Annotated in this window: 26 protein-coding genes and 1 riboswitch; of the genes, 10 read left to right on the forward strand and 16 right to left on the reverse strand. The window is 69.5% G+C overall.

Features of this window, described 5'->3' with window-relative positions:
* Window positions 1-175 precede the first annotated feature (175 nt).
* From ACSHV8_RS38845 to ACSHV8_RS38885, 9 genes are all read right to left on the reverse strand, one after another.
* A complete protein-coding gene (locus ACSHV8_RS38845; RefSeq protein WP_436524273.1) occupies window positions 176-1171 on the reverse strand; it encodes a ribonucleotide-diphosphate reductase subunit beta in 996 nt (331 codons plus the stop codon).
* A complete protein-coding gene (locus tag ACSHV8_RS38850; RefSeq protein WP_436524275.1) occupies window positions 1171-3660 on the reverse strand; it encodes a ribonucleoside-diphosphate reductase subunit alpha in 2490 nt (829 codons plus the stop codon). The genes ACSHV8_RS38845 and ACSHV8_RS38850 overlap by 1 nt, the downstream gene beginning before the upstream one ends.
* 131 nt (window positions 3661-3791) lie before the next feature.
* Window positions 3792-4014: riboswitch (cobalamin riboswitch) on the reverse strand.
* Between the two features lie 64 nt (window positions 4015-4078).
* On the reverse strand, window positions 4079-4525 hold the full coding sequence (locus ACSHV8_RS38855; RefSeq protein ID WP_436524277.1) for a hypothetical protein: 447 nt from the start codon (window positions 4523-4525) through the stop codon (window positions 4079-4081).
* Window positions 4526-4556: 31 nt separating this feature from the next.
* On the reverse strand, window positions 4557-5108 hold the full coding sequence (locus tag ACSHV8_RS38860) for a DUF6346 domain-containing protein (protein WP_436524279.1): 552 nt from the start codon (window positions 5106-5108) through the stop codon (window positions 4557-4559).
* A gap of 93 nt (window positions 5109-5201) precedes the next feature.
* Entirely contained in the window at window positions 5202-6194 is a 993-nt protein-coding gene (locus ACSHV8_RS38865) for a hypothetical protein (protein ID WP_436524281.1), read from the reverse strand.
* A complete protein-coding gene (locus ACSHV8_RS38870; RefSeq protein WP_436524283.1) occupies window positions 6191-6496 on the reverse strand; it encodes a type VII secretion target in 306 nt (101 codons plus the stop codon). Before ACSHV8_RS38870 ends, ACSHV8_RS38865 begins: the two co-directional genes overlap by 4 nt.
* Window positions 6486-6863 (reverse strand): YbaB/EbfC family nucleoid-associated protein, encoded by a 378-nt coding sequence (locus ACSHV8_RS38875; RefSeq protein WP_436524285.1) that lies wholly within the window; start codon window positions 6861-6863, stop codon window positions 6486-6488. The genes ACSHV8_RS38870 and ACSHV8_RS38875 overlap by 11 nt, the downstream gene beginning before the upstream one ends.
* Before the next feature lie 172 nt (window positions 6864-7035).
* Complete coding sequence (locus tag ACSHV8_RS38880) at window positions 7036-8235, reverse strand: glycoside hydrolase family 16 protein (protein ID WP_436524287.1); 1200 nt, start codon at window positions 8233-8235, stop codon at window positions 7036-7038.
* 187 nt (window positions 8236-8422) lie between these two features.
* Window positions 8423-9175: a sugar isomerase domain-containing protein gene (locus ACSHV8_RS38885; protein WP_436524289.1), complete on the reverse strand. Its 753-nt coding sequence runs from the start codon at window positions 9173-9175 to the stop codon at window positions 8423-8425.
* A 220-nt stretch (window positions 9176-9395) separates the two neighbouring features.
* On the opposite strand from ACSHV8_RS38885, the gene ACSHV8_RS38890 reads away from it, so the two are divergent.
* Complete coding sequence (locus ACSHV8_RS38890) at window positions 9396-10181, forward strand: serine protease (protein WP_436524291.1); 786 nt, start codon at window positions 9396-9398, stop codon at window positions 10179-10181.
* A 40-nt stretch (window positions 10182-10221) separates the two neighbouring features.
* Here ACSHV8_RS38890 and ACSHV8_RS38895 read toward each other — a convergent pair whose 3' ends face one another.
* From ACSHV8_RS38895 to ACSHV8_RS38910, 4 genes are read right to left on the reverse strand one after another with little or no spacing between them, the layout of a single operon-like run.
* A complete protein-coding gene (locus ACSHV8_RS38895) occupies window positions 10222-11052 on the reverse strand; it encodes a heme ABC transporter ATP-binding protein (RefSeq protein ID WP_436524293.1) in 831 nt (276 codons plus the stop codon).
* Complete coding sequence (locus ACSHV8_RS38900) at window positions 11049-12122, reverse strand: FecCD family ABC transporter permease (protein WP_436524295.1); 1074 nt, start codon at window positions 12120-12122, stop codon at window positions 11049-11051. Before ACSHV8_RS38900 ends, ACSHV8_RS38895 begins: the two co-directional genes overlap by 4 nt.
* Complete coding sequence (locus tag ACSHV8_RS38905) at window positions 12113-13123, reverse strand: heme/hemin ABC transporter substrate-binding protein (RefSeq protein ID WP_436524297.1); 1011 nt, start codon at window positions 13121-13123, stop codon at window positions 12113-12115. Before ACSHV8_RS38905 ends, ACSHV8_RS38900 begins: the two co-directional genes overlap by 10 nt.
* A complete protein-coding gene (locus ACSHV8_RS38910) occupies window positions 13120-13902 on the reverse strand; it encodes a hypothetical protein (RefSeq protein WP_436524299.1) in 783 nt (260 codons plus the stop codon). Before ACSHV8_RS38910 ends, ACSHV8_RS38905 begins: the two co-directional genes overlap by 4 nt.
* 96 nt (window positions 13903-13998) lie before the next feature.
* Between ACSHV8_RS38910 and ACSHV8_RS38915 the strand changes: the two genes are divergently transcribed.
* The 4 genes from ACSHV8_RS38915 (at window position 13999) to ACSHV8_RS38930 (ending at window position 18580) form a co-directional block, all read left to right on the forward strand.
* Window positions 13999-15156 (forward strand): HtaA domain-containing protein, encoded by a 1158-nt coding sequence (locus tag ACSHV8_RS38915; protein WP_436524301.1) that lies wholly within the window; start codon window positions 13999-14001, stop codon window positions 15154-15156.
* Between the two features lie 72 nt (window positions 15157-15228).
* On the forward strand, window positions 15229-16248 hold the full coding sequence (locus ACSHV8_RS38920; protein WP_436524302.1) for a WxL protein peptidoglycan domain-containing protein: 1020 nt from the start codon (window positions 15229-15231) through the stop codon (window positions 16246-16248).
* 58 nt (window positions 16249-16306) lie between these two features.
* Window positions 16307-16960, forward strand: coding sequence for a heme oxygenase (biliverdin-producing) (locus ACSHV8_RS38925; RefSeq protein ID WP_436524304.1), 654 nt, complete (start codon window positions 16307-16309; stop codon window positions 16958-16960).
* Between the two features lie 348 nt (window positions 16961-17308).
* Entirely contained in the window at window positions 17309-18580 is a 1272-nt protein-coding gene (locus ACSHV8_RS38930) for a serine/threonine-protein kinase (RefSeq protein WP_436524306.1), read from the forward strand.
* A 364-nt stretch (window positions 18581-18944) separates the two neighbouring features.
* Here ACSHV8_RS38930 and ACSHV8_RS38935 read toward each other — a convergent pair whose 3' ends face one another.
* Complete coding sequence (locus ACSHV8_RS38935) at window positions 18945-20579, reverse strand: rhamnogalacturonan lyase B N-terminal domain-containing protein (protein ID WP_436524308.1); 1635 nt, start codon at window positions 20577-20579, stop codon at window positions 18945-18947.
* A 65-nt stretch (window positions 20580-20644) separates the two neighbouring features.
* Entirely contained in the window at window positions 20645-21820 is a 1176-nt protein-coding gene (locus ACSHV8_RS38940; RefSeq protein ID WP_436537106.1) for a molybdopterin molybdotransferase MoeA, read from the reverse strand.
* 169 nt (window positions 21821-21989) lie between these two features.
* On the opposite strand from ACSHV8_RS38940, the gene ACSHV8_RS38945 reads away from it, so the two are divergent.
* The 5 genes from ACSHV8_RS38945 to ACSHV8_RS38965 all read left to right on the forward strand — a co-directional run bounded on the left by ACSHV8_RS38945 (window position 21990) and on the right by ACSHV8_RS38965 (window position 26063).
* Window positions 21990-22397 (forward strand): TOBE domain-containing protein, encoded by a 408-nt coding sequence (locus tag ACSHV8_RS38945; protein ID WP_436524310.1) that lies wholly within the window; start codon window positions 21990-21992, stop codon window positions 22395-22397.
* On the forward strand, window positions 22394-23179 hold the full coding sequence (gene modA, locus ACSHV8_RS38950; protein ID WP_436524312.1) for a molybdate ABC transporter substrate-binding protein: 786 nt from the start codon (window positions 22394-22396) through the stop codon (window positions 23177-23179). The genes ACSHV8_RS38945 and modA overlap by 4 nt, the downstream gene beginning before the upstream one ends.
* On the forward strand, window positions 23176-23964 hold the full coding sequence (locus ACSHV8_RS38955) for an ABC transporter permease (RefSeq protein ID WP_436524314.1): 789 nt from the start codon (window positions 23176-23178) through the stop codon (window positions 23962-23964). Before modA ends, ACSHV8_RS38955 begins: the two co-directional genes overlap by 4 nt.
* A complete protein-coding gene (locus tag ACSHV8_RS38960; RefSeq protein ID WP_436524316.1) occupies window positions 23961-25007 on the forward strand; it encodes an ABC transporter ATP-binding protein in 1047 nt (348 codons plus the stop codon). The genes ACSHV8_RS38955 and ACSHV8_RS38960 overlap by 4 nt, the downstream gene beginning before the upstream one ends.
* A 111-nt stretch (window positions 25008-25118) precedes the next feature.
* Window positions 25119-26063 carry an intradiol ring-cleavage dioxygenase gene (locus ACSHV8_RS38965; RefSeq protein WP_436524318.1) on the forward strand — a complete coding sequence of 315 codons (945 nt, stop codon included), beginning with the start codon at window positions 25119-25121 and terminating at the stop codon, window positions 26061-26063.
* Here the strand turns inward: ACSHV8_RS38965 and ACSHV8_RS38970 are convergent.
* Complete coding sequence (locus tag ACSHV8_RS38970; RefSeq protein ID WP_436524320.1) at window positions 26060-26569, reverse strand: MarR family winged helix-turn-helix transcriptional regulator; 510 nt, start codon at window positions 26567-26569, stop codon at window positions 26060-26062. The genes ACSHV8_RS38965 and ACSHV8_RS38970 overlap by 4 nt on opposite strands.
* Window positions 26570-26586: the final 17 nt, after the last annotated feature.

The following is a 26586-nucleotide window of genomic DNA, read 5'->3' on the forward strand; positions in this document are numbered from 1 at the left end:
CTTTATTTCCTAGGTCCGCCGTGGTCCAGATCGTCGCTCCCGCGGGGACCCTTCCGACCTGAGCAGGGCGCTGGCGCGCCCAAAACACTCAGCCCGAAAGGGCGACGTGGTCGGGTGGGCACGGTCAAAGCAAAAAGGCCCGGAACCGGTTGACCGGTTCCGGGCCTTTCAGTTCTTAGAAGTCGTCGTCGAAGCTGACGCTGCCGGTGACGCCGACCTGGTAGGCCGAGACACGGCGCTCGAAGAAGTTCGACAACTCCTGCACGTCCTGCAGTTCCATGAACGCGAACGGGTTCTTGCTGCCGTACATCGGAGCAATCCCCAGAACCTGCAGGCGCCGGTCGGCGACGTGCTGCAGGTATTCGCGCATGTCCCCGAGCGACATCCCGGAAACACCCTGCGCCAGCAGGTCCTCGGCGAACTGGACCTCACACTCGACGGCCTCGGCCAGCATGTCGCGGACCTGCTGCTCCATCTCGGCGTCGAACAGGTCCGGCTCTTCCTGACGCACGGTGTCGACGACGTCGAACGCGAACGCCATGTGCATGCTCTCGTCGCGGAACACCCAGTTCGTCCCCGACGCCAGACCCTGCAGGACGCCGCGCGAGCGCAGGAAATACACGTACGCGAAAGCGCCGTAGAAGAACAGGCCCTCGATGCAGGCGGCGAAGCAGATCACGTTGAGCAGGAATGCTCGCCGATCCGCCTTCGTCTCCAACTTGCGCAGATTGAAGACCGAGTCGATCCACTTGAAACAGAACTCGGCCTTACGCGCGATCGACGGAATGTTCTCGATCGCCGCGAACGCCTCGAACCGCTCGGCCTCGTCCGGCACGTAGGTGTCGAGCAGGTTCAGATAGAACTGAACGTGCACGGCCTCCTCGAACAGCTGCCGCGACAGGTAGAGCCGGCCCTCCGGCGAGTTCACGTGCTGGTACAGGTTGAGCACCAGGTTGTTCGCCACGATCGTGTCACCGGTCGCGAAGAACGCCACCAGACGCGAGACCAGGTGCTTCTCGGCGTCCGAGAGCCGGGCCAGGTCGGCCAGGTCGGAGTGCAGATCGACCTCTTCGACGGTCCAGGTGTTCTTGATGGCGTCCTTGTAGCGGTCGAAGAAGTGCGGGTACTTCATCGGCCGCAGGGTCAGGTCCATTCCAGGGTCGAGCAGCATTACTGGCAAGCCTCACAGATATCGGGGTTCTCAAGGGACGCCGCGAGCACACCATCGGTGTCGCCGAGCAGGTTCAGGCTGAGCGTGGCGACCTGGCCGGGACCGGACGGGTTGGCGACCAGGGTGGTCGTCTGAGCCGGCACGACCGCCGTGACAACGGCCGGAGTGACCGGTGCGGCGGCGGCCGGCGCGACGGCCGTGGTGGCCTGCTGGATGCGCGTCGCCGGACGCGAGCGCAGGTAGTACGAGGTCTTCAGCCCGGACTTCCAGGCGTAGAGGTACATCGACGAGAGCTTGCCGATCGTCGGCGCGGCCATGAACAGGTTCAGCGACTGCGACTGGTCGATGTACGGCGCGCGGGCCGCGGCCAGGTCGACCAGGGCACGCTGCGGGAGCTCCCACGCCGTACGGAAAATCTCGCGAATGTCCGAAGGAAGCTCGGCGATGCCCTGCACCGAACCCTCAGCGCGCTTGATCGCCTCCCGGATCGGGGCGGTCCACAGCCCGCGGGCCTTCAGCTCCCGGACCAGATACGTGTTGATCTGCAGGAACTCGCCGGACATGGTCTCGCGCTTGAACAGGTTGGACACCTGCGGCTCGATGCACTCGTAGCAGCCGGCGATCGACGCGATGGTCGCCGTCGGCGCGATCGCGATCAGCAGCGAGTTCCGCAGCCCGTGGGCCACGACCTTCGCGCGCAGCGCGTCCCAGCGCGCGGTCTGCGACACGGTGGCGCCCCACAGGTCGGGGTGCAGCTGACCCTTGGCCGCGCGGGTCTCCGCGTACGCCGGATGCGGTCCGAACTTCTCGGCCAGAACCGTGGACGCCTCCAGCGCGGTCAGGAAGATCTCCTCCTGCACCCGCGTCGACAGCTCCTTGGCCTGCTCGGAGTCGAACGGCAGGCGCAGCGTGAAGAACGCGTCCTGCAGACCCATCAGCCCGAGCCCGACCGGCCGCCACCGCGGGTTGGAGACCGCGGCCTGGTCCGACGGGTAGTAGTTGATGTCGATGACCCGGTCCAGGAACACCACAGCGGTCCGCACCGTCTCGCGCAGCCGCTCCCAGTCCACACCCTCGGCCGTGGTGTGCGCGCCCAGGTTGATCGAACCCAGGTTGCAGACCGCGGTCTCGGCGTCGCTGTTCACCTCGAGGATCTCGGTGCACAGGTTCGACAGGTGGATGGTGTTACCCGGGGCGCCGGTCTGGTTCGACAGCGCGTTCGAGCGGTCCTTGAACGTCATCCAGCCGTTGCCGGTCTGCGCCAGGGTTCGCATCATCCGCCCGTACAGATCGCGGGCCTTGACCTTCTTGATGGCCTTCTTCTCGGCCGCCCGGTACGCCTCGGTCCACTCGTCGCCGAAAAGATCCGGCAGCTCGGGCGCGTCCGACGGGTCGACCAGCGACCACTCCTCGTCGGCCTCGACCCGGCGCATGAACTCGTCCGGGATCCAGTTGGCCAGGTTCAGGTTGTGGGTGCGCCGCGACTCCTCGCCGGTGTTGTCGCGCAGCTCCAGGAACTCCTCGATGTCCGGGTGCCACGGCTCCAGGTAGACGCAGGCCGCGCCCTTGCGCCGGCCACCCTGGTTGACCGCGGCGACACCCGCGTCGAGGGTCTTCAGGAACGGGACGATGCCGTTCGACTTGCCGTTCGTGCCGCGGATCAGCGCGCCCCGGCCGCGGACCCGCGACCAGGCGATACCGATACCGCCGGAGAACTTCGACAGCTTCGCGACCTGGTGGTACCGCTCGTAGATCGAGTCCAGCTCGTCCTTGGGCGAGTCGACCAGGAAGCAGCTCGACATCTGGGTGTGCCGGGTGCCGGAGTTGAACAGCGTCGGCGAGCTGGGCAGATAGGCCAGCGACGACATCAGCCGGTAGAAGCCGATGGCCTCGTCGGCGTTCTCCGAGAGGCCGCAGGCGACCCGGAGCAGCCAGTACTGCGGGGTCTCGATCGGGACCCGCTTGGTGGGGTGGCGGAGCAGGTAGCGGTCGGCCACGGTGCGCAGCCCGAAATACTCGAACCGCAGGTCGGCGTCGCGGTTGATCGCCGCATCCAGCTTGTCCCGATTTTTTGTGACAAAAGCCAGCGTAGCGTCGCTGATCAGGCCCTCGACGTGACCGAGCGCGATCGACTCGCTGAACGTGGTGACGCCCTGCTCGCCCACCTCCTGCTCGACCACATCGACGAGCAGGCGCGCGGCCAGCCGCGAATACTGCGGCTCCTCGCCGATCAGCTCGGCCGCCGTCTGGATCGAGAGCTTGTCCAGCTCCTCGGTGGTGGCGCCGTCATACAGCCCACTGATCGTCTTGGTCGCCACCCGCAGCGGGTCGACCTCGTCCAGACCGGTGATCCACCGCTCGACCGCGGCAACGATCTTGTTGACGTCGACGGGCTCCAGCTCGCCGTTGCGCTTACGCACCTGCATGACATGGCGGCGCTGCCCCGGAACGGCCGCAGCCTCCAGGCTCTTCTCCGGCGTGAGCGTCATGGCCCTCTTCCCTCGCGAGTCAACACGGCCGCAACCCGCGCAGGAAGACACCATGCTTGCCCCGGACGCGCAAAAGCGCACGGAGAAGCGAGGCGTCGGCCGTCCCGCGCGGCCTTCGACCGCCGCACACGGTCGCATGCGGCGCGCTGGCAGGTCTTCGGACTCGTGGGCGTGGCCCCTTCTTCAGGCCGGTCCTACTGACCGTCGCTTCCCAGACCTTGCGGCCCAGTGCCGTGTGACGGCGGTCGTTCCCACTCACCGCTGCGGGGCAGTTCCGGTATCACACCGGATTCCCTCTTACCTCGGCCCACCCCTTTCGGAGCACACCGAACCAGCTGCGATGGACACTATATATGGGTGCGGCTCGCGCCACGCAACGCCACATGGTGTGTCGCACGCCGCCACCCGAAAGATCCACTCAGTCGCCCGAAAACCCCCAGAAGTAGATCTCGGACGGATTACCGGCATCGTCGTGCAGCACCGCGCACCGGCCCAGCCAGCGCTCCTCGGCCAGACCCTCGATCGCCTCGACGTGCGCCCTGGTCAGCCTGGTCACCCCCGCGGTGGCCAACACCTCATCCTCCCGGACCGGGACGACGGTGCCCAGCGACGCCTTCGCCCTCGTCGGCACCACCTCGTGCACGTCAAGAATCGAATGGGTCCCGCTCTCCTGCACACTCTCCGACGACCACAGCTCCTCCTCGGTCCGAGGCCGGTTCGGAAAGTCGGCGGCAGACTTGCCCAACTCATACGGCTCGGCCCACCAGTAGTCGCCCTCGTCGAAGACCTTCGCCCGCAACTCATCGAGCGCCCGGCCCAGGTCAGGCTGGTACGCGACGTAATAACTCCATCCAGAAGCACCCATGCCGACATCGAAGCAGAGGGGTACGACAGAACTACTCCCGCCGCCGGAACAGACCCTTGAACCAGTCCCGCACCATGCCGAGAAGCAGGAGGATCGGCACCACCCCGAAGAAGCCGATCACGGCGGCGATGAAGGTCACCCATCCCCGGGAGGGCAACTCGGCGCGCGAGTACCCGACACTCCCCCGACTGCCCCGGTTCTCGCCGATCGTGAAGGTGTCACCGGGCTTCTCATCCGTGAAGAAGCCCGGCTTGTCGATCCTCACGCGGTAGCCACCCCACGCGACCGACACGACGCACGCCTTGTAGTAGCCGAACCCCTTGAGGCTGATGGGTCCTCGGCGCTCACAGCTCACAACCGTGGCCTCGCCGGTCCGGCCGGCATCGGCAAAATCCGCACCGGTGAACCGCGCGACGGTCATCGAGGTGGCCAGCAGAACGAACGAGACAGCCAAAATGATCAGAACGCCGAGAACATCGCGGAACCACCCACCGCGCTTGGTCTCGACCGCCGGCCCGGTCTCCGCGGCCCGCTTCTTGGCAGCTCGGGAGCGGGCAACGCCGGCTTCGGCCTCGGCCAGCATCTCAGCCATGCGGCGCCTGCGATAGGCCGCCCGGTTCTCATCAGTCATCGCACACCTCCAAGAGCATTCACCGGGATATGCCGGCGGAGTGGATCATTCTTCCAAGAGGGTGTCGCCGGTGGCGGCGCCGTTCTGGATGCTGTTGCCTCTGAGACCTTCACGCAAGGCATCGACGGCGACCTTCGCCTTCGTACCGTAGACGACGTCATCGACCTGGTCGAAGGTTCGGTACGCCGCCTTGTAGGCGCCCCATGAACCCGCGCTGTCAGCGAGATAACCATCCGCTTCGGCGAGCTTCGCAGAATTGAGGAACACCGACCCGAAGGTGGCTTCCTCAAGAAGTCCCTTGACGTTGCTGCAAATGGTCACGACGGGCGAGAACTTGGCACCGAGTTCGGCGATGGTGTCGGTGAGTCGTTGCAGGACCCGGACGATCTTCCCGGTGTATTTGGCGACCAGAAGCGCCACCTCGGCCAGGACCTTGGGAATCGTCACGACCAGGAGCGCCTGCAACGCTTTCGAGATCGCTGCACCCACGACCTCCGAGATCAGGTCGCGCACAGTATTGCGGATCACGCCCACGATCGAGCCCGCGATGAGCGTTGCCTCAGCCATGACGCCGGCCACCTCGCCCAACGCGAGTACGCCGTTGGCCATACCGGCCGCTTTCGCGCGATACGCGGTCACGGCCTCCGCCTCCCACGGCGCGGTCGCCGATGTGACCTGTTCTCCGAAGAACGTCAACGTTTTCTGGACCCGCACCTGCATGTTGCGCCAGGTCTCGGCGTGCCCTTCGATTTCTTTCGGATCACCGGCCAACCAATCCAGTGGCTGCCGCAGACAGTCGAGATGTTCCATCAGCCAGCCGACGCCCGCAGCGAAGACCGCCTGGAACGGATCCAGAACGGCGCCGAGCGCACTCAGTCCGAGAACACCGAAGTTGCCGAATCCGGTCAAAATTTTGCCCTGAGCGAAGCCTTCGCCCATGCTCATCGCGGCTTCGAGAATGCCGGCGCCCTCATACCACTTCGTATCCGCGGCCTCCGCCGCCAACGGAACCCGTGTGATCGCCAACGCGTCGCTCATCGCGTCCCCCGCAACCGCGCCGCCGAGTCCCGATCGGTCTCTTCGAACACGTTCGCCATCGCCCGCAGTTCATCGGCCAGCGCCTGCATCCCATCAACCGCTTTACGCATGGCGTCCACGGCTTCATCCCCATGCGGATTCAGATACCGATGCGTGAAGAGCGGCCCGATCAAATACCCGTACGCGCTGGTCGACATCCTGATCCGCGCACCTTCGACCCGTGCCTCGTCAAGCATCCGAGCCACTTCATCAACGTCCCGAGCATGCCGCCGCACGTCCTCGGGTGGAATGTCAACGCTCATCGGATCCACCCCCGGCCGGATACCGTTTCGCGTACGCCTCGCTGATCAGCGCCGCCGTCCCCGATTCCGTCCCGTAGACCGAGCTCACCATTTCGCCGACCCGCTCGGCGAGCCGGACCTGGGCCCGCCGCGACGTGTCGAGGACCAGACGTGCGAGTTCTTCACGGGATACCCGGTCGGCTTCGGGATGAATGCGAAGGTCGGCCAGCCCACCGGCGGAGTTGATCCGGACGGTCACCTCACCGCCGGGCGAACGCTCGGTCACTTCGACTGCCTCAAGTTCGGCGCTGAAGCGGAGCGCTCGGTCCGTGCGCTCGTCCACGTGCGCCTGAAAGGCACGCAGGTCGTTCTCCGGGTCGAACCGCACGATCCCCACCTCCCCGTCGCATGGGTTCACACTCAAGCCCACGCCGACCGGCCGCGTCCGGTTCAACCGGACACTCAGGTGTCTCGATCTGGCACACCGGAGCCGGCACTCTCGGAAGGAAATACCGAAGCGGGGCGCCCCCGAAGGAAGCGCCCCGCCGTTCATCGATGGATCAGCAGGGTCCCAGGTCCTGCCATTGTTCGGTCCAGCCGGGCTCGGAGCCCTGTGTCCAGTACCGCGCCTTCCACAGGTGTTTGCCCTGCCCGGACGCCGGCCCACTGGGGTCGCCGTACTTGCTCTTCTCGTGCTTCACCAGCGCCCCACCCAGGTAGACGTTGCCGAACGCCCATTCCGGCGCGTCCGAGCATCCGGTCGCCGGCGGCTGGGAGGTCGGTTGGGAGGTCGGCGGTGTGGACGGTGTCGCCGACGGTGACGACGGCGGCGTGGTCGGGTTGGTGCACGTCCCGCTGGATGCGACGGTGTCCAGGAATCCGGTTCCGCCGGTGCGGTATCCGGCGGCCTGCGCGGTCGCCTGGGCCGGCGACAGCACCTTGTTCTTGGCGAACAGCACCCAGTCGACCTGTTCGACGTACGTGCTCTTCCCGCCGGTGTGCGCGGCCGTGTCGATGAACCACAGGTTCCAGTTGATCGTCATCGTCTGGCGCGGGAAGTACTTTCCGCCGTGGTCACCGACCTGCACTCCGTCGATCCAGTAGACGACGTGCCCGTTGGCCACCTGCGCGACCAGGTCGTGCCAGCCGTCCAGGCTCGATCGCTGCGAGGAGTGCAGGTTGTCCGCGTACCAGGGCTCGTTCTGATACGTGTACCAGGTCGTCTGATAGTTGATCGGCCCGGTTTCGCCCCAGCCCCCGTTCGGCAGGTATTCGGAGACGTCCAGTTCGCTGTAGGTCGGGTCGAGATCCCCGTTGAGCGGGCTGATCGTGAAGAACGTCTCGTTGATGTGGTCGCCGTCGGCGCCACCGGTGGGTGTGTCGGTGAAGCGGATCCGGCTGGCGTAGGTGCCTTCCAGGTACCGCTTCTGGGTCGAGTAGAGCTCGGCGTGCCCGGTTCCGGCCGCGGTGCCGTCCGTGTACGCGGTGAGCTGCGCGACTTTGTCCCCGTTGGCGCTCGGGAATGTGATGTTCGCCGGTGACCAGGTCGCCCCGGCCACGCCCGGACCGCCGCTGTAGCTGCGCGGTGTCCAGCCGTTCGCGGTGAGTGCCGCGTCCGAGGAGGTGTTGTAGTGGAAATCGTCGAACAGGTAGCCGCAGTCGGCGGCGGAAGCGGGCGTGCCGGAGCTGAGGGCGACGATGCCCGAGGCGGCCAGAACGGCCACGACGATTCCCGCGAATCGACGTTTGTCGATCAACATGAATGCACTCCTCCCAAAAGGGGGATGGGGAAAGGGAGTTACTGGGTCGCTGGAACACTGCGGTCGTCCCGGCTGACCCGCGGGGTGGCCAAGCCCCGCGCCGGGAAGCACCGGTCCATGGCCGGGATGGCATTCCAGAGCCCGGCAAAAAATTCAAAAACGATTCCGCCGTACGGCGTGAAGCGCGCTACGCGATGCGCCGGATCCGCCCGGCGTATCGCGCTTCCCATTCCGCGTTGCGTTCTTTACCGCCGGGCACGTTGTCGGAGAGGTAGACCGGCGGTATGACCCCGGCCGCGATCAGATTGGCGACCACCTCGGTGATGACCTGCTGGGCCAGCAGGGCGGCGGTGATCGAGGAGACCGCGCCGACCGCGCCGCCACCGGGCAGGGCCAGGGCCGCGTCGCCGTAGGGGGCACCGTTGTCGAGCACCACGTCGGCGATCTCACCGAGTTTGCGTCCGCTCGGGTGCCGGGAGTCGACGCCGGCCGAGTGCCGCTCCGACGTGATCGCGATCAGCGCGTGCCCGCGCTCCTTGACCAGTAGCGCCATCTCGACGACGGCGCCGTTGATGCCGGAGTTGGAGGCGATCACGAACGCGTCGTCCGGCTTGATCGGGGCGAGTTCGTACAGCCGGTGGGCGATCGCCGGGTCGCGCTCGACCATCGGGTCGGCCAGCACGTCGAGGGGGTCGCCGCCGTAGAGCACGACGTCGCGCAGCGCGATCCGGTTGGCCGGGACCAGGCCTCCGGCGCGGCCGGCGATCTCCATGGCCAGGGCCTCGGAGTGGCCGCAGCCGAAGGCCTGGATCACGCCCCCGTTGCGCACGGTCGCGGTCAGCAGGTCGGCGGCCTTGCGTTTCTCGGCCGTCTGCCCGGTGCCGACCCGGTCGATGACGGCACGGATCTGCTCCAGGAAGTCCTCGCTGGTGACGCTCACGGTTGCCCCCCTCGGGCGGTCATCGTTTTCACCGTCATCTGTTGTTGATGAAAATTACGACCGTTAGGAGTCTTAGTCAATAAGAAATCTCTATCGATCGATCGGCCCGGCGCCGGACCGACGGTATGAGCGGTTTGGGATATCCACGTATCTCGATATCGATGGGACCCTCTTCTCAACGCCCCACCGGGCGTACCCCCTGGGACGAGGAGAACCGAAGATGCGCAGATGGCGAACCCTTCTGGCCACCGCGGCGGCGGCGATCACCGCGGCCACGATGGGTGTGCTGGCCGCACCCGGAGCGGCCCACGCCGACGCCAACGTGGTCGGCGGCACCCGGGCCACGCAGGGCGAATTCCCGTTCATGGTGCGGCTGTCGATGGGCTGCGGCGGCGCCCTCTACAGCCCGACCCTGGTCCTCACGGCCGCGCACTGCGTCAGCGGCACCGGCACCAACACCTCGATCACGGCCACCCTCGGCGTCGTCGACCTGAACTCCACCAGCAAGATCACCCGCAAGTCGAACTACGTGTACCGGGCGCCCGGCTACAACGGCAACGGCAAGGACTGGGCGCTGATCCGCCTGGCCAGCCCGGTGACCGGCCTGGCCACCCTGCCGACGGCGACCACCACCGCGTACGACACGGGCACGTTCACCATCGCCGGCTGGGGCGCGGCCACCGAGGGCGGCGGGCAGCAGCGCTACCTGCTCAAGGCCACCGTCCCGTTCGTCAGCGACACCACCTGCAACTCCGCCTCGATGTACAACGGCGAGATCATCGCCAGCAACGAGATCTGCGCCGGCTACACCTCCGGCGGCACCGACACCTGCCAGGGCGACTCCGGCGGCCCGATGTTCCGCCGCGACTCCGCCAACGCCTGGGTCCAGGTCGGCATCGTCAGCTGGGGTGACGGTTGCGCCCGCCCCAACAAGCCCGGCGTGTACACCCAGGTCAGCTACTTCGCCTCCACGATCGCGTCGGCCGCCGCGTCGCTCGGCGGATAAGGCACCGATGACCCGGGCCGGGTGCGGAACCCGGCCCGGGTCATGTCCGGCGGGGGATGACCAGTGGGGCGCCGCCGGTGGGGTGGGGCAGGACCTCGACCTCGTGCTGATAGACGTCGCTGAGAAGCGCGGCGGTGAAGATCTCGGCGGGTGGGCCGACACCGCGGACACGGCCTGCGGCCAGGACATAGACCCGATTCGCGTACGCGGCGGCCAGCCCCAGATCGTGCAGAACCACCACGACGGCGGCGCCGCCCAGCGCGCGTTCCCGAGCGGTCCGCAGCACGAGTTCCTGATGACGCAGGTCGAGGGCGGCGGTCGGCTCGTCCAGCAGCAGGAGAGGCGTTCGCTGGGCGAGGACCCGGGCCAGCGCGACCCGCGCCTGTTCACCACCGGAGAGAGCCGGAAACGGGCGGTGGGCAAAATCAGTCGTCTCGGTCTGCCGCATCGCCTCAGCCATGGCCTGGGAGTCGTCGGCCCGCTCAGGGCGTCCGGCCCAGGGGGCGCGGCCCATCTGGACGACCTCGCCGACCGTGAACGGGAAGGACAGCGCTGCTTTCTGCGGGAGCACCGACCGCAGGCGGGCCAGTTCGACCGGGCGGTATGCACCGATCGCGCGACCGGCGATCTCGACCAGGCCCTCGTGCCGGACGTCGCCGGCCAGGGCGGCGAGCAATGTGGACTTACCGGCGCCGTTGGGCCCGACCAGGGCGACCACCTCGCCGGCGTCGACGTGGAGGTCCACGCCGTCGACCACATAGCGACCGCCAAGGCGGACGCGCACCCCGGCCGCTCGTAATCCGGCGGTCGAGCCCGCGCTCGATGAACAAGCCGGTCCGGACGGAGGAGCGGCGGGATCAAAAGCGGTCATCCCCAGCCTCCCGCCCGCGACCGCGTGCGGCGCAGCAACCAGAAGAACGCCGGGCCACCGACCACCGCGGTCAGCACCCCGAGCGGCAACTCCTGATAGTCGACGGCGGTCCGCGCGATCAGGTCGCCGAGCACCACCACGACCGCCCCGCCCAGCGCACTGGCCGGGATCAGCACCCGATGCCCGGGGCCGGCGACCATCCGGATCAGGTGCGGCACGACCAGCCCGACGAAGCTGATGATCCCGGTGAACGCCACCGCCGACGCCGTGAGCAGCGCGGTCGCCACGATCGCGGTGATCCGCAGACGTTCGGTGTCGACGCCGAGGTGCCGCGCCGGTCCCTCGCCGAGCGCGAGCAGGTCGAGCTTGCGGGCGGAGATCATCGCCACCGCGAGGCCGGCCAGGCAGCACGGCAACGCCACCGCGACGGCACTCCAGGTGGCCTGGGCCAGGCTTCCGAGCTGCCAGAACGCGATGGCGCGGACACCGTCGTCGTCGGTGACGAACATCAGCAGCCCGAGCAGCGCGCCGGCCGTGGCGTTCACCGCGACTCCGGTCAGCACCAGGGTGACGACCTCGGTGCGTCCGTCCGCGCGCGACATTCCGTACACGATCAGGGTGGTGATGATCCCGCCGCCGAAGGCGGCCGCCGCGGTGCTCCAGTTGCCGAGGAACGTGACTCCGCTGACGATCGCCGCCGCGGCGCCGACGGCCGCGCCTGCGGAAACTCCGACGACGCCGGGTTCGGCCAGCGGGTTGCCGAAGACGCCCTGCATGAGCGCTCCGGCGCAGCCCAGCGACGCGCCGACCACGATCGCCAGGGTGACCCGCGGGAAGCGGACCAGCCACAACGCGTTCTCGCCCTGGACCGCGGACGGCAGCGGCCCGGCGTCGATCCCGAGCCGGTGCAGCAGCGATCCGGCGACCTCGGCCGGCGAGATCGGCACCTGCCCGCGCCCGGCCGCGAGCAGCGCGACGATCACCAGGCCAAGACCAAGACCGAAGATCAAGGCCGATTTCCCGTACGGGACGAGCCGCTCGCCCCGAGCCGATCCGGCGCCTAGCCGCATGGGCCGTAGACCGCCTTGGCCAGTGCCGCGACCGCCGGCCCGGTGCGTGCGCCGAAGTTCAGCAGCACCCCGTCGTCCATGTCCACGATCCGCCGGTTCGCCCCGGCCGGCGTCTGCGCCACCCCGGCGAGTTTGAGCAGGCCGTCGACGCCGCCCACGGATGTGAGCCCCTCGGTCATCACCAGGATCACGTCGGGCGCGGCGTTGATCAGGCCTTCGCTGGTGAGCGGCCGGAACTTCTTCAGCCCGATCGCGCTGCCGGCGTCGACCGCCCCGATCGCCTGGATCATCGCGTCGGAGCCGGCGCCCGCGCCACCGATGAGGTAGACGCCGGCGGTCCCACGTACGTACAGGAAAGCGATTTTCAGGGGTTTGTCGGTCTTGGGCGCGGACTCGCGCGCGGTGTTGATCTCCCCTTGCACCCGCCCGACCAGGCGTTCACCGGCCTCGGGCACGCCGAGCGCGGCGGCCACGGCCCGGATGTGCGCGGGCACCGCCGCCAGCGTCTGCTCGTCGTCGACGATGACCACCGGGATGCCGGCCTGCCGAACCTGATCCAAAACGGTCGGCGGCCCGATGCTGTCGTCGGCCAGCAGTACCGTCGGATTGAGCTTGAGGATCGCCTCGGCCGAGAGATCGTGGCCCTGCGGCGTGACGAGCGGCAGCTTCTTCGCGGCCGGGAACGTCGTCGAGGTGTCCCGCCCGATGACCCGGTCGCCCATCCCGAGACTGAAAACGATCTCGCCCAGTGACCCGTAGAGGTTGACCGCGAGGATCCGGTCAGCGCTGTTCACGGTGACCTTCCGACCGTCCGCCGAGTCCACTGTGACCGGCAGTTTCGGGGTAGGTCGAGGGTCGAGTGGCGTGATGTCGTCGTTGGCCAGCTTGGCCGTGGCGATTCCACACCCGTTGGTCGTCGTGTCCGTTTCTGGTCCGACCTCGCTGACCGCGGTGCATCCGGTCAGGAGAAGAACGGCCGCGACCGTCGCCAGGAGCTTCACGCGTTCTTTCCCTTCCGGCGGCGGATCCGGCCGGCGACCGACGCGGCGAGCAGCCCGACCAGGAACGCTCCCCCGATCGCCCACCAGTGCCCCATCGGCGTGGCCGAGCTCGTCCTGGTCAGTGCGATGTCGGCGGCCGCAACGGCAGCGGCCTCGGTGGTCGCGTCGGGTGGCGCGGCGGTGGCCAGTCGCCCGGTCGGCGGCCCGACCGGCGCCTTGGTCGCCCCTTTCGCCCCGGTTGCGGGAGGAGCGGCGGTCACCGTGGCTCCGGTTGTGGCCGTTGTCACGGGCGTGCCATTCGCAGCCGGGGCAAATCGGATCGCAACCCGCACATCCTGCGACCGGTCAGCGGTACGAGTGTGATCATTTCGGGTCACGATGGCGCACCCGCGAACCGCGCAGTCGACGTCCCCGATCATCTGGCCGACCCGGATCCGCACCGAGAACGAACCGCCCTTGCCGTACGGCGTGGCCAGGCCCTCCCCATAGGACGGCGGATTCGAGGAGATCCAGGCCGAGGAGCCCGACGAGCCGGACATGTCGGCGCCGCCCCCGCACGGCGAGGGCACCACGCCCGGCCCGTTGTCCAGGCAGAACGCCACGTAGATGCCCTTGTTGACGTCATAGCCGCTGCCGGTGACGGTAACCGTCTGGCCGGCCCGGTCGAGGCCCTTGGTCTTGGACACCGTGAGCCGCTTGGCCGCCTGCGCCGGGGTGCCGGAAACGGCCACCACCGCGCACGTCAGCACCACGGCCACGAATCTCAGGCCGATACGCATTGTCGCCCCACCCGATTGATCAAGGACTTAGGTGAGGCTACCCTAACCCAGACCGCAACAGCGGAGCATCGCCCACTTCGGAAGGATTTGACGAACATGGGCACATCTCACGGCCTGCATCGGGCCGCCCTCTGGGCCGGCGCCCTGACCATCGGCGCCGCGGCGGCTCTGGTCGGTACCTCGCCCGCCCTGGCCGCCCCGGTCAAGGTCGGCGGCGGCAGCCTGGACTGGGGTTTCAAGGCGTCGTTCCGGGCCTACGTCGGCACCGGCAACGGAACCCCGCCGATCGCCTATCTGGACGGTGCGACCAAGAACGCCGACGGGACTTTCGACTTCCCGGCCAAGGGCGGGACGTACGACGCGTCGGCCGGCACCGCGACGGTCAACTACGGCGGGACCGTGGTCTTCTCGTACCCGCTGCACATGTTCGAGATCACGCTGGCCAACCCGACCCTGGTCGTCGACGGTGACGGCACGGGCTCGCTGCTGGCCGACGTGGACCTGGTGGCCAACGGTGGCAGCACCGAGCAGCACCTGGACCAGGCCGAGATCGCCACGGTGGTGACCACCGCCCCCACGGTGACCGACGGCGCCGTCTCGTTCACGAACCTGGGCAGCACGCTGACCAGCTCGGGCGCGAGCGCGTTCGCCGGGTTCTACGCGGCCGGCTCGGCGCTCGACCCGATCACCGCGTCGGCCTCGGCCTCCGCGACCGACCCGACCGACCCCACCGACCCGACGGATCCCACCGACCCGACCGACCCGGGCACCGGTAACGGCTCGTCCGCGCAGAAGATCACCGCGGCGGTCACCGGCGGGGCGCTCACGCTCACCTCGTCCGGCTCCACCGTGGCGCTCTCGGCGGCCACCCCGGGCCAGACCGCGACCGGCAACCTGAACGCGGTCACGGTCAGCGACCTGCGGGGCACCAACTCCGGTTGGGACCTCGTCGGCCAGGTCACCGACTTCACGGCGACCGGCGGGGCGACCATCCCGGCGGCCAACCTCGGCTGGACGCCGAGCGCCGCGGTCACGAACACCGGCCTGGTCAGCGCCAAGGGCGCGGCCAACGCGGTCATCCCGGGCGGACCGGTCGCCCCGGGCACCGGCCTGGGCGCCAGCCACACCCTCTGCAAGGCCGAGACCGGAAGCAGCCTCGGCAGCTCCACCTGCGGCGCGGCACTGAACCTCGGGGTACCCGAGTCCAGTGCGGCCGGTGAGTACAGCGCGGTGCTCACTCTCACGCTCGCCTGATCCACGGGCGGGGAACCGGCCGGGAATTCCGCAACGATTCCCGGCCGGCCCGCACCCATCGTAAGGAGCACCATGGTCGTACGTGGCGTGCTGGCCGCCGTACTTCTGCTCGTTCCGGCGCCCGCGCCGGCCGAGGCGGCGCCCGCGCAGCCCAGCGCCGCGCCCTCGCCGGCCGCGACGGGCGGCTCGGACGTGCGCTGGTCGGTGCAGCCGTCGACGGCGAAGGGGCCGGACGGGCGGGACTACATCATCCGGCGGGCCGCCCCCGGCGAGCGACTGACCGACTACGTCGGCGTGACCAACCTGACCGCACGGCCACTGACCTTCTCGGTGTACGGCACCGACGCGTACACCACCGACGACGGCTCGTTCGCGCTGCTCCCGGCCGTGCAGAAGCCGACCGACATCGGTTCCTGGATGACGCTGGGCGCGGCTCGGTACACCGTTCCGGCCAACACCCGGCTGGACGTCCCGTTCGCGATCTCGGTGCCGGCCGACGCCACCCCCGGTGATCACGCCGGCGGGGTGGTCGCCTCCATCGCCGAGGAGCAGGCCGCCGCCAACGGCCAGAAAGTCCTGGTCGACCGCCGGGTCGCGGCCCGCGTCTACCTCACCGTGGCGGGCGCTGTCGCGCCGACATTAAAAATTGATTCCGTACGTCTTGAGTACGCCCAGTCCACGAATCCGGCCGACGGCGGCGTCATGACCGTGAAGTACCTCGTCCACAACACGGGCAACCTGCGCCTCAGCGGCACCGGAACCGTGCGGGTGACCGGCCCGTTCGGCTGGGAGCTGGCCCGCACCGGCGGGATGGAGATCCCCGAGCTGCTGCCCGGCGGCTCGGTGACGGTGACCGAGAAGATCCTCGGTGTGCAGCCGACGGTCCGGCTCGCCGCCGACGTGTCCGTGGTCCCGGCCTCGTTCGACCAGAAACTGCCCTCGATCTCGCGCGGCACCGGCGTCTGGGCCTGGCCCTGGGCCCTCGTCGCTCTGCTGGGCGTGCTCATTTCGTACGTAATAATCCGGATTTTTGTCAAACGACGGCGTGCCCGCGTCGCCGCCCTGGACACCGTCCCCGCCCCCGCCGCATGATCGGGTATCAGCCCGTCGTGCTTCCTCCTCACGACCACCAGGAAGGACGAGCCGACCGATGACCGGATTCGCCGCACGCCTGCGCAAGGCCACCATGTCCGAGCACCGCGACGCCGAGACCCGGAGCTTCATCGCCCGGCTGATGGGTGGCACGGTCCCGGCCGCCGGGTTCGCCGCGCTCACCGCGCAGTACCTGATCATCTACCGGGAGCTGGAAGCGGCCGCGGTAGCGATGCGCGACAACCCGGTCGCCGGGGACTTCGCCGACCCGGCCCTGTCCCGCGTCGCCGCCCTGGAGTCCGATCTCGCCCACCTGTACGGGCCCAACTGGGAGGCGCGGGTCGCACCGGTCGAGGCGACCCGGCGTTACGCCGAGCGGCTGCGGGAGCACTGCTACACCTCGCCGGCCCACTTCGTGGCCCACCACTACGTGCGCTACCTGGGCGACCTGTCCGGCGGGCAGCTCGTCGGGCGCAAGGTGGCCGCGACCTACAACCTGGGGACGCTGGGCACAGCGTTCTACCACTTCGGACAGATCGCCGACCCGAAGGCCTACAAGATGGTGTACCGGGCTCGGCTGGACGCGCTCGACCTGCCCGAGTCCGAGCTCGACGCGCTGGTGGCCGAGTCGCAGCTGGCGTTCACGCTGAACGCGGCCGTGTTCCAGGAGCTCGGTACCGCGTACCCGGAGGATCTGGTCTCCGCGGCCTGACCCTCGTGCGTTCTTTTCTCGCCGGCCGCCTTCGGGGCGGCCGGCGGCGTCTCCGGGCCGATTCTGATACGCCTGTTGAGGAAACTTCCTGATCGCGAGAGGGTCCGGTAGGCGACTGCCCCGCGCCCGGATCCGGGCGATCATGGGTCGAACGTCGATCACTGGCCGGAAATGTCGGTCATTTCCTCTATAGAGGCGATGACGTGCGGCTAAGGCGTATCGGGGGGCAAAAGGGGTGATCGGCCAATCGTCCGGAACGCGACTGTCGTCCGGTGCGGAAGGTTTTCCATTCATCTGCAACCATGTGCGAGGCTCTTGCTGATCAACAGCCGAAGGGATTGCGGATCTATGCGGCCACTGCTGCCCGGCGAGCCACTGCGGGTCGGCCGGTACGAGATCGAGGCGACCCTCGGTAGCGGCGGAATGGGAACCGTCTACCTGGGACGCTCGCCCGGCGGACGCCCGGCCGCGATCAAGGTCATCAGCTCGGAATACCTGGAACACCGCGAGGCGGTAGCCCGGTTCCGGCGCGAGGTGGCCATGGTCGGGACGGTGCGCAGCGCGTACACGGCCGCGCTGATCGACTCCGAACTGACCACGGCCCCGTACTGGATGGCGACCGAATACATCCCCGGCCCCACCCTGTCCGCCGCGGTCAAAGCCGACGGCCCGATGCCACCGGCCCGATGCGCCGAAGTGATGGCCGCCGTCGCCGAAGGCCTGGTCGACATCCACCGGCACGGCATCTGCCACCGCGACCTCAAACCCCAGAACGTCATCCTCTCGGCAACCGGCCCCCAGCTGATCGATTTCGGTCTCGCACGCTCGGCCGGGGTGAGCGGCTTCACGCTCACCGGAGTGTCCATGGGCACGCCCGGCTACATCGCGCCGGAAATGGTCGACGGCGACGACCTCACACCGGCCACCGACGTGTTCGCGCTCGGCGTCACCATGGCCTACGCGGCGACCGGCCGGCGGCCGTACGGGGAAGGGTCCTTCCAGGCAATCTACGTACGGCTGATCCGCGAACAGATCGACCTCGACGGCGTCGACCCGGCGCTGGCCGCGGTGATCCGCTCGTGCGTGGCAGCCAACCCGGCGGCCCGCCCCTCCCCCGACGAGATCATCAACCTGTGCCGCCACCTGCGCAGCACCGACAGCACCACCCCGACCCGCCTCCTCACCCACCTCTCCCCCACCCCCACCGGCCGAGCCGCCATGGCCGCCGAACCAGCCCGAGCCGCAAACACCCCCGGACCAGCCCGAACCGGGAACACGCCCGAGGCCGGCCGGGCCGGGATGGCGACCGGAACGGGCCGAGCCGGGAACGCCGCCGAAGGGGGCTGGGCCGGGGTGGCGGCGGAGGCGGGCCGCTTCAGCGCCGGGGAAGCGGGCCGCTCGAAGTTCGCCGGGTCGGCACGGCCACCGGCCTTCCCGGATGCGGCGAGCGCGCCGGGTGGCCCGTCACGGTACGCCGGATCGGCCCGGCCGGTCTCCACACCGCCCAGCCGCCCCGGCCTCCTCGACGGCCGCCAGCCGTTGACCATCCTCGGCCTCATCGCGGCCGCAGTCCTGGTCCTCGCCTGCGGCGGCGCCTCCATCCTCCAACTGTTCCTCTGACCCACCCCGTTCCCAGCACGGCCCACACACCCTTGCCGCAGCCGGCTCATACCGCGCGTGGCAGCCGCGAGCCCCAGCCGAGCCGCCGCAGCTGGCACTCACGGCTGCCTCGCACCGCGCGAACCAGCCCTCAGCGCCAGCCGGATCTCCGCAGCTGGCGCTCATGGCTGCCTCGCGCCCTCGGAAGCAACCCTCAGCACCAGCCGGGCAGTCGCAGCTGGCACTCACGGCTGCCTCGCACCGCCGGAAGCAACCCTCAGCACCAGCTGGGCAGTTGCGGCTGGCGCTGAGGGTTGGTTCGCGCGGTGGGGGGCGGCCCTCGCGGCCAGCTGAGTGGTTGCGGCTGGGGCTGAGGGGTTGGGGGTCAGGCGGGGTCGAGGGCGAGCGCGTCGAAGATGAAGTTGGGGCTGAGGAATGTGGCGCCGCTGCTGCCGCTGATGGTGGAGATGGAGAACGTGTTCGTGCCGGTCTTGAGGGCGCCGGCCGGGATGGTGAACGTGTAGGTGGTGTTGATGCCGCGCCACGTGCCGCGGGTGACGTTGCGGGAGTCCAGATTGGTCGGTGCCGGGGAGGCCGAGGCGGGTGACGAGTAGCTGCCGATGGTGACCGCGGGCCGGCCGCCGGCGAAGCTGGACGTGGTGCCGATGCGCAGTTTGACGCCGTTGGCCGGTACTGAGGTGAGGGTGAAGTTCAGCGCCATCGGCGAGTTCACGGACTTGAATTCGGCCATCGGGAATTTCGCCGCGTCGGTCGCGCTGTAGCTGCTCGCCGTCCACGACGACATGCGCGTGTCGGACGGGTGCATCGTCTCGATCTTGTCGGCGTTCAGGAAGCCGGCCGGGGTGCCGTCGAACGTGCCGAGTTGGAACAGTGTGCCGGCGGCGGGGACGCTGCCGGTCATCGCCAGCGACGTGGTCGCGGCCGCGGTCACCGTGATCGTCTTGGGGGTGCCGACGGCGAGCTCACCGGCGTAGAGCGTGGCCGTGTACGTGCCCGGCTTGATGTGACCGATCACGAACTGGCCGGATTTGACCGAGCCCCAGTACTGACCGTTGGTGCCGGCCAGGCCAACTGTGGCTTTGAGGCCGTTCCACGTGCCGCTCGCGGTGCCGCTGACGCCGCCGCGCTGGGCGTTCGAGAGCAGGCCGGGGATGTACGAGCTGAGGAAGTCCATGCTGTGCACGGTCGGTGACGTGCCGTCGGTCAGGGCCAGCGCGTACGGACCGTGCAGGCCCAGCCGCAGCGCCTCGGTCTGCTGGTGGCCGCTGAACATGTAGTGCGTGATGTTGACCGCGGTCCCGGTGTCGTTGACCTCGATGTCCCGGAAGAACGGGCCGCCCGAGGTCATGTCGTTGTTACCGGCGATGATGTACGCCCCGTGACCGTTCCCGCTCGCCCCGAACGGGGTCTGCGTGATCAGCCGCTGCGAGCTGAAGAACTTCGACGCGGTCTGCCCACTGGCGAACGCGAACACGTCCGAACCTTCGACCGTGGTCGTGGTGCCGGCGGTCTTCGCGGCCACCGGGGACGTGGTGAGCAGCGAACTCTTCAGCCGGGTGATGAACCGGGCCTCACCCGGGTTCAGCGCCTTGGTGATGTTCGTGGCCATGTAGACCGTGTTGTCGTTCTTGCGCGCGAAGTAGTACTGGGTCACGCCGATCGACGAGTTGGTGGCGCTGACCAGGATCGAGCTGCCGCTGTTGAACGTCTGGCTGGTGACCGTGGCCGACGACCAGCCGGACTCGAACTGCCCGGCGGCCAGACCGGAAGCGGTCAGCTCGGTGCCGTTGTGGGTCAGCGACGTCATGTTGCCGTTCGTGCTGTTGACCACGAAGGTGACGCCGGTGCCGGTGTCGAACGTGATGTTGGCGGCGGCGCTGGCCCAGGGCTGGCCGCCGAGCAGGCCGATGCCGGCCAGCACCGCGACCGAGGCGAGGCCACCGGCCAGGGCCTTGCGACGCTTCCGTGAGGTCGGGGGACGGTGCGAGATGGGGGTCATGCGTGGTGGTGGCCGTTCGCCCCGAAAAGGTTGCCCGTCTCCGGCAAAAAACTAGAAGTTCCAGTTCACGGGATCTTGAGGAGAGGGGCCGGGTCTCCGGACTGCCAGGTGGCCGGGAGGACGGCGAGAAAATCCGCGGCCGCCGCCGTGTGCAGGCTTCCGGCGCGAGCGCCGGGCACGATTCTGGTTCCACTCACCGGCACGAGACGTACGCCCATGGAGTACAGCGGCGTCTCACCGGTCACCGGCACCACGGGCGGCGACTCGGGCGACCGCCCCGCGAGAGCCGACAGCAGCGGTTCGAGCAGGGTGAGGGCGGCCACCAGTCCCGCGTACGGATTGCCCGGCAGGCTGACCACCCACCGCCCGCCCGGCAGTTCGGCCAGTCCTTGCGGATGCCCGGGCCGGCAGGCCACCCCGCGCACGTGCCACGTGGCGTCCAGCGAGCCCAGCACCCGCTGCAGATGATCGGCCGCCCCGGCCGACGACGAGCCGCTCACCGCGATCACGTCGGCGTCCGCGCCGGTCAGGGCCATCTCCAGCGCCGACGGGTGGTCGGGCAGCCGGGTGCGGCCGAGCAGCCGGCCGCCGGCCCGCGCGGTGACCGCGGTGATCAGTCCGGTGAAACTGTCCCGGACCTGGCCCGGGCCGGGTTGTCCGCTGGTGATCACCTCGTCGCCGGTCACGAACAGCGCGACCGTCGGCGGGCGGTGGGTGAGCAGTTCCTCGACACCGGCCTGGACGGCCGCGGCGGCCGTGGTCGCGGTGACCGGGCGTCCGGCGTCGACGAGCAGGTCCCCGGGGGTCAGGTCCTCGCCCGCCCGGCGGACGTGCGGACTCCGGATCTCGCCGGTGACCTGGTCGTCGACTCGGGTGCAATGTTCGTACGGAAGAATCGCGATCGTCCCCACGGGCACCACCGCACCGGTCCCGATCTCCGTCGCCACGCCGCTGTCCAGGGGTTTCGGCGGCGCATCGGAGCCGGCCAGGAGCCGCCCGGCGACCCGCCACGGGCCCGGACCGGCGACCGCGTAGCCGTCCATCGCGGCCGTGTCGAACGCCGGCACCGGGACCGCCGCGCGCAGCGGCGCGGCGAGAATCCGGCCGATCGCGGCGTCCGGTGTGGTTCGCTCGGCGGGGAGCGGGCCGGCCAGGTCACGGGCGGTGGCCAGGGCCTGGGCCCACGGCATGCCGGGGCCGTGCGGACGGCGCGCCGGTGCGGTCATGGTGGCCTGCTCCATCTCGGTCACGGGTCCGTGGTCTCCTGTCGATGATGTGCCACCGGCGCCGGGCCGGCCGACGCGGGCGGCACAGGGTCGCAGGTGCGGCCACATCAGCGCGGGATCGATCGAGTATGCGCGTGAGAAACGACATGTTGGCTGGCAACTGCGAATGATTAGGGTGAGTGCCATGACGGTGTTCCAGATCGGCGAGGCGGCCGAGTTGCTCGGGGTCAGCCCGGACACGGTGCGCCGCTGGGTCGATGCCGGCCGGCTCGCCGCGTCCCGCGACGAGCACGGGCACCGGGTGATCGGCGGGGCGGATCTGGCCGGTTTCGTCCGGGCCCAGGCCGCCGAGCCGGATGAGCGCAAGGACAGCTCGTCGGCCCGCAACCGGCTCCGCGGGATCGTGACCGCGGTGGTCAAGGACACCGTCATGGCTCAGGTGGACATTCAGGCCGGCCCGTTCCGGGTGGTGTCGCTGATGAGCCGGGAGGCCGTCGACGAGTTGGACCTGCAGGTCGGCTCGGTGGCGGTGGCCGTGATCAAGTCGACCACCGTTGTGGTGGAGCGTTCCACTTTGGGGAGGACCAGTTGAAGCTCAAACTTGCGGTCGCGGGTCTCGCGGCCGTGCTTTCGTTGGGGCTGGCAGCTTGCGGGGATAAAACCGACACGCCGGCTTCGAGCAGCACGAGCGCCGGGGTCACCGGCACGATCAACGTGTTCGCGGCGGCGTCGCTGACCGAGTCGTTCACCACGCTCGGCAAGCAGTTCGAGGCGGCGCACCAGGGCACCACGGTGAAGTTCAACTTCGCCGGCAGTTCGGCCCTGGCCACGCAGATCAACCAGGGCGCGCCGGCCGACGTGTTCGCCTCGGCCGCGCCGAAGAACATGGCGACCGTGACCGATGCCGGCAACGGTGCCGGGGCGCCCACCACGTTCGTGAAGAATCAGCTGGTGATCGCCGTCGCCAAGGGCAACCCGAAGCAGATCACCGGGCTGGCCGACCTGACCAAGCCGGGTCTCAAGGTGGCGCTCTGCGCCGAGGCGGTGCCCTGCGGTGCCGCGGCCAAGACGGCGCTCGACGCGTCCGGGGTCAAGCTCACCCCGGTCACCCTGGAGCAGGACGTGAAGGCCGCGCTCGCCAAGGTCAAGCTCGGTGAGGTCGATGCGGCCCTGGTCTACCGCACCGACGCCAAGGCTTCGGCCGCCGACGTCGACGCGGTCGAGTTCCCGGAGTCGGACAAGGCGATCAACGAGTATCCGATCGTCGTGCTGAAGAAGGCCACCAACGCGGCCGGCGGCCAGGCGTTCGTCGACTATGTCCTGTCGGCCGACGGCAAGACCGTGCTGACCGCCGCGGGGTTCCAGGCTCCATGACGAAAGGGCGGGTCCCGGGGGCGCTGCTCGTGCCCGCCGTCGGAGGGCTGATCTTCCTGGTCCTGCCGCTGGCGGGCCTGTTGTGGCGCACCCCGTGGACCAGCCTGCCCCAGCGGCTGACCGAGCCCGGGGTGCTCGAGGCGCTGAAGCTCTCGCTGCTCACCGCGAGCCTGGCCACGCTGCTCTGCCTGTTCTTCGGTGTTCCGCTGGCCTGGGTGCTGGCCCGGGTCGCCTTCCCGGGCCGGCGCGTGGTCCGGGCGCTGATCACGGTGCCGCTGGTGCTGCCGCCGGTCGTCGGCGGGATCGCGCTGCTGCTCGCGCTGGGCCGGCGTGGCCTGCTCGGCAGCTGGCTGGACTCGACGTTCGGGGTGACCCTGCCGTTCACCACCGCCGGGGTGGTGATCGCCGAGGCCTTCGTGGCGCTGCCGTTCCTGGTCATCTCGGTCGAGGGCGCGTTGCGGGGCGCCGACACGCGGTACGAGGAGGCCGCTGCCACCCTCGGCGCGACTCGGTGGACGACGTTCACGCACGTGACGTTGCCGCTGGTGGCGCCCGGGATCGCGGCCGGCGGGGTGCTCTGCTGGGCGCGGGCGCTGGGCGAGTTCGGGGCGACGATCACCTTCGCCGGGAACTATCCGGGGATCACGCAGACGATGCCGCTCGCGGTCTACCAGACCATGGAGAGCGGCGACCTGGACGGAGCGGTGGTGTTGAGCCTGATCCTGCTGGCGGTGTCGGTGACGATCCTGGCCGCCCTGCGCGATCGGTGGCTGACCGCGCCATGACCGCATCCCTGCTCGACGCGCGCCTGCTGGTCCGGCGCGGCGAGTTCGTGCTGGACATCGAGTTGTCCATCGCCCGCGGCGAGACGGTGGCCCTGCTCGGGCCGAACGGGGCCGGCAAGACCACCGCCCTGCGCGCGCTGGCCGGGCTCACCCCGCTCTCCGGCGGCCACCTCACCGTGGACGGGCGCGACCTCACGGCCACCCCGCCCGAGCGTCGCCGGGTCGGTGTCGTCTTCCAGGACTATCTGCTCTTTCCGCACCTCAGCGCGCGCGACAACGTGGCCTTCGGCCCGCGCCGGCAGGGTGTGGACCGGCGCACAGCCCACGCGACGGCCGACCGCTGGCTGGAACGCGTCGGCCTGACCGATCTCGCCCGGCGCAAACCGCGGAACCTCTCGGGCGGTCAGGCGCAGCGGGTCGCGCTGGCCCGGGCGCTCGCCGTCGACCCGGTGCTCCTGCTGCTGGACGAGCCGCTGGCCGCGCTCGACGCGCGGACCCGGCTGGAGACCCGCGCCGAGCTGAACCGTCATCTGGGCGCCCATCCGGGCGCGACGCTGCTGGTCACGCACGACCCGCTGGACGCGCTGGTGCTCGCCGACCGGCTGATCATCATCGAGGGCGGCCGGGTGGTGCAGGAGGGGGACGCGGCCACGATCACGGCCCGGCCGCGTACGGACTATGTCGCCCAGCTGGTCGGGCTCAATCTCTTCCGTGGACAGGGCGACGGTCACGCCGTACGCCTCGATGGGGATTTTGTTCTGACCGCGACCGACGCCGTGCATGGCGACGCGTTCGTGGCCTTTCCCCCGGCGGCGGTCGCGTTGCATCCGGAGCGGCCGGACGGCAGCCCGCGCAACACCTGGCCGGCGGTCCTCACCGACATTCAGCGGCACGGCGACAACCTGCGGGTTCGCCTGGACGGGCCGATCGTGGTGGCCGCCGACATCACGCCGGCGGCGGCCGCGCACCTCGATCTGGCGCCGGGGCGCGAGTTGTGGGCGGCCGTCAAGGCCAGCGAAACCCGGGCATACCCGGCCGCCTGACGTTATGACCGTTCCGGTATGAACCGGGAGAGATCAACCACAGGTCATTCATAGAGTTCAATGTTCTGCTGCGTGCTCCGCCCATCAGCGGCCGACCAGGAGGCAGAGAGCATGACAGAGAGATCAGAGTCGGAGAACGACGCGTACGTCCGCGCCGTCCACGACAAGGGGCTGGCGTTCGACCTCGGCACCATGTCCCGGCGGCGGATGCTCGCCGTGCTCGGCGGCACCGGGGCGATCGCCCTGGCCGGCGGCGCGGTGATGTCGGGCGGCACGGCCGAGGCAGCGACCGCGACGACCGGCTGCCTGGAGGAGGTCGAGTCGGAGACGGCCGGCCCGTTCCCGGCCGACGGCTCCAACGGCATCGACGTGCGTACGGTGTCCGGGGTGGTCCGCAGCGACATCCGGCGGTCGTTCGGCGCCTCGACCACGAAGGCCGGCGGCGTGCCGCTGAGCTTCAGCCTGGTCGTCCGCGACCTCGACTGCAAACCGCTGGCCGGCGCGGCCGTCTACGTCTGGCACTGCGACCGGGAGGGGCGGTACTCGCTCTACTCGAACGGGGTGACCGAGGAGAACTACCTGCGCGGCATCCAGGTCACCGACCGGTTCGGCCGAGTCACCTTCACCAGCGTCTTCCCGGCCTGCTACACCGGGCGGTGGCCGCACATCCACTTCGAGGTCTACTCCTCGCTGACCGACGCGACCAGCGGCGCCGGGCCGATCCGCAAGACCTCGCAGATCGCCTTCCCGGAGGACGTGGCCGACCGGATCTACGCCGAGGCGCCCGGTTACGAGCAGAGCGTCGCCAACATGGAGCGGATCACGCTCGCCTCCGACATGGTCTTCGGCGACGACCTGGCGGCCCGGGAGATGGCCACGATCGTCGGCGATCCGCGCTTCGGGTACGTGTCGCTGCTGGTGATCACCGTCGACCCGACTGCGGTGGAGGAACCCGGGGGTGGGATGCCGCCGGGCGGCCCGGGCGGGCCTGGTGGACCGAGCGGCCCGCCGCCGAGTGGCCCGCCGCCCACCGCGTCGCCGTCCGCGACGGCCTAGCCCGGCGGAAGTCGTCCAGCTCCGGGAAGGGGGAGCCCCGAGCTGGACCCCGCGAGGATCTTCTGACTGAGCGCGGACCAGGTCGCCAGCTCCTCCGGCGTCAGGGCGGCGAACCACTCGGCGACCGCGGCCTCGTCGTCCGCGTCGCGCTCCGACCAGTAGCGAGCGCCGGCCTCGGTCGGGACCAGGCGTCGCCGGCGCTTGTCGGCCGGGTCCGGCTCGGCGTGCAGCATGCCCTTGCGTTCCAGCGCCGCGACCAGCTGGGCCGCGTTCTGATGGGTGGTGCCCATGGCCGCGGCGGCCTCGGTGAGGGCCGGCGTGCCGAGTGCGCGGACCGCGGTGAGCAGCGCGGCCTGCTGCGTGGTCAGGCCGTCGGCGCGCAGGCGATTGTCCATCAGATAGCGCAGGCGCTGACCCAGGACCAGGGCGAGCCGGAACGCCCGGACCGGGGGCGTGAGCCGCGAATCCGGGCCCAGATCGAAGAGGGTCTGTTCGGCGCGAGACATCAGCAATATATTACACA

Origin of the sequence: Actinoplanes sp. HUAS TT8 (assembly GCF_051380535.1) — a bacterium.
Classification (GTDB): domain Bacteria; phylum Actinomycetota; class Actinomycetes; order Mycobacteriales; family Micromonosporaceae; genus Actinoplanes.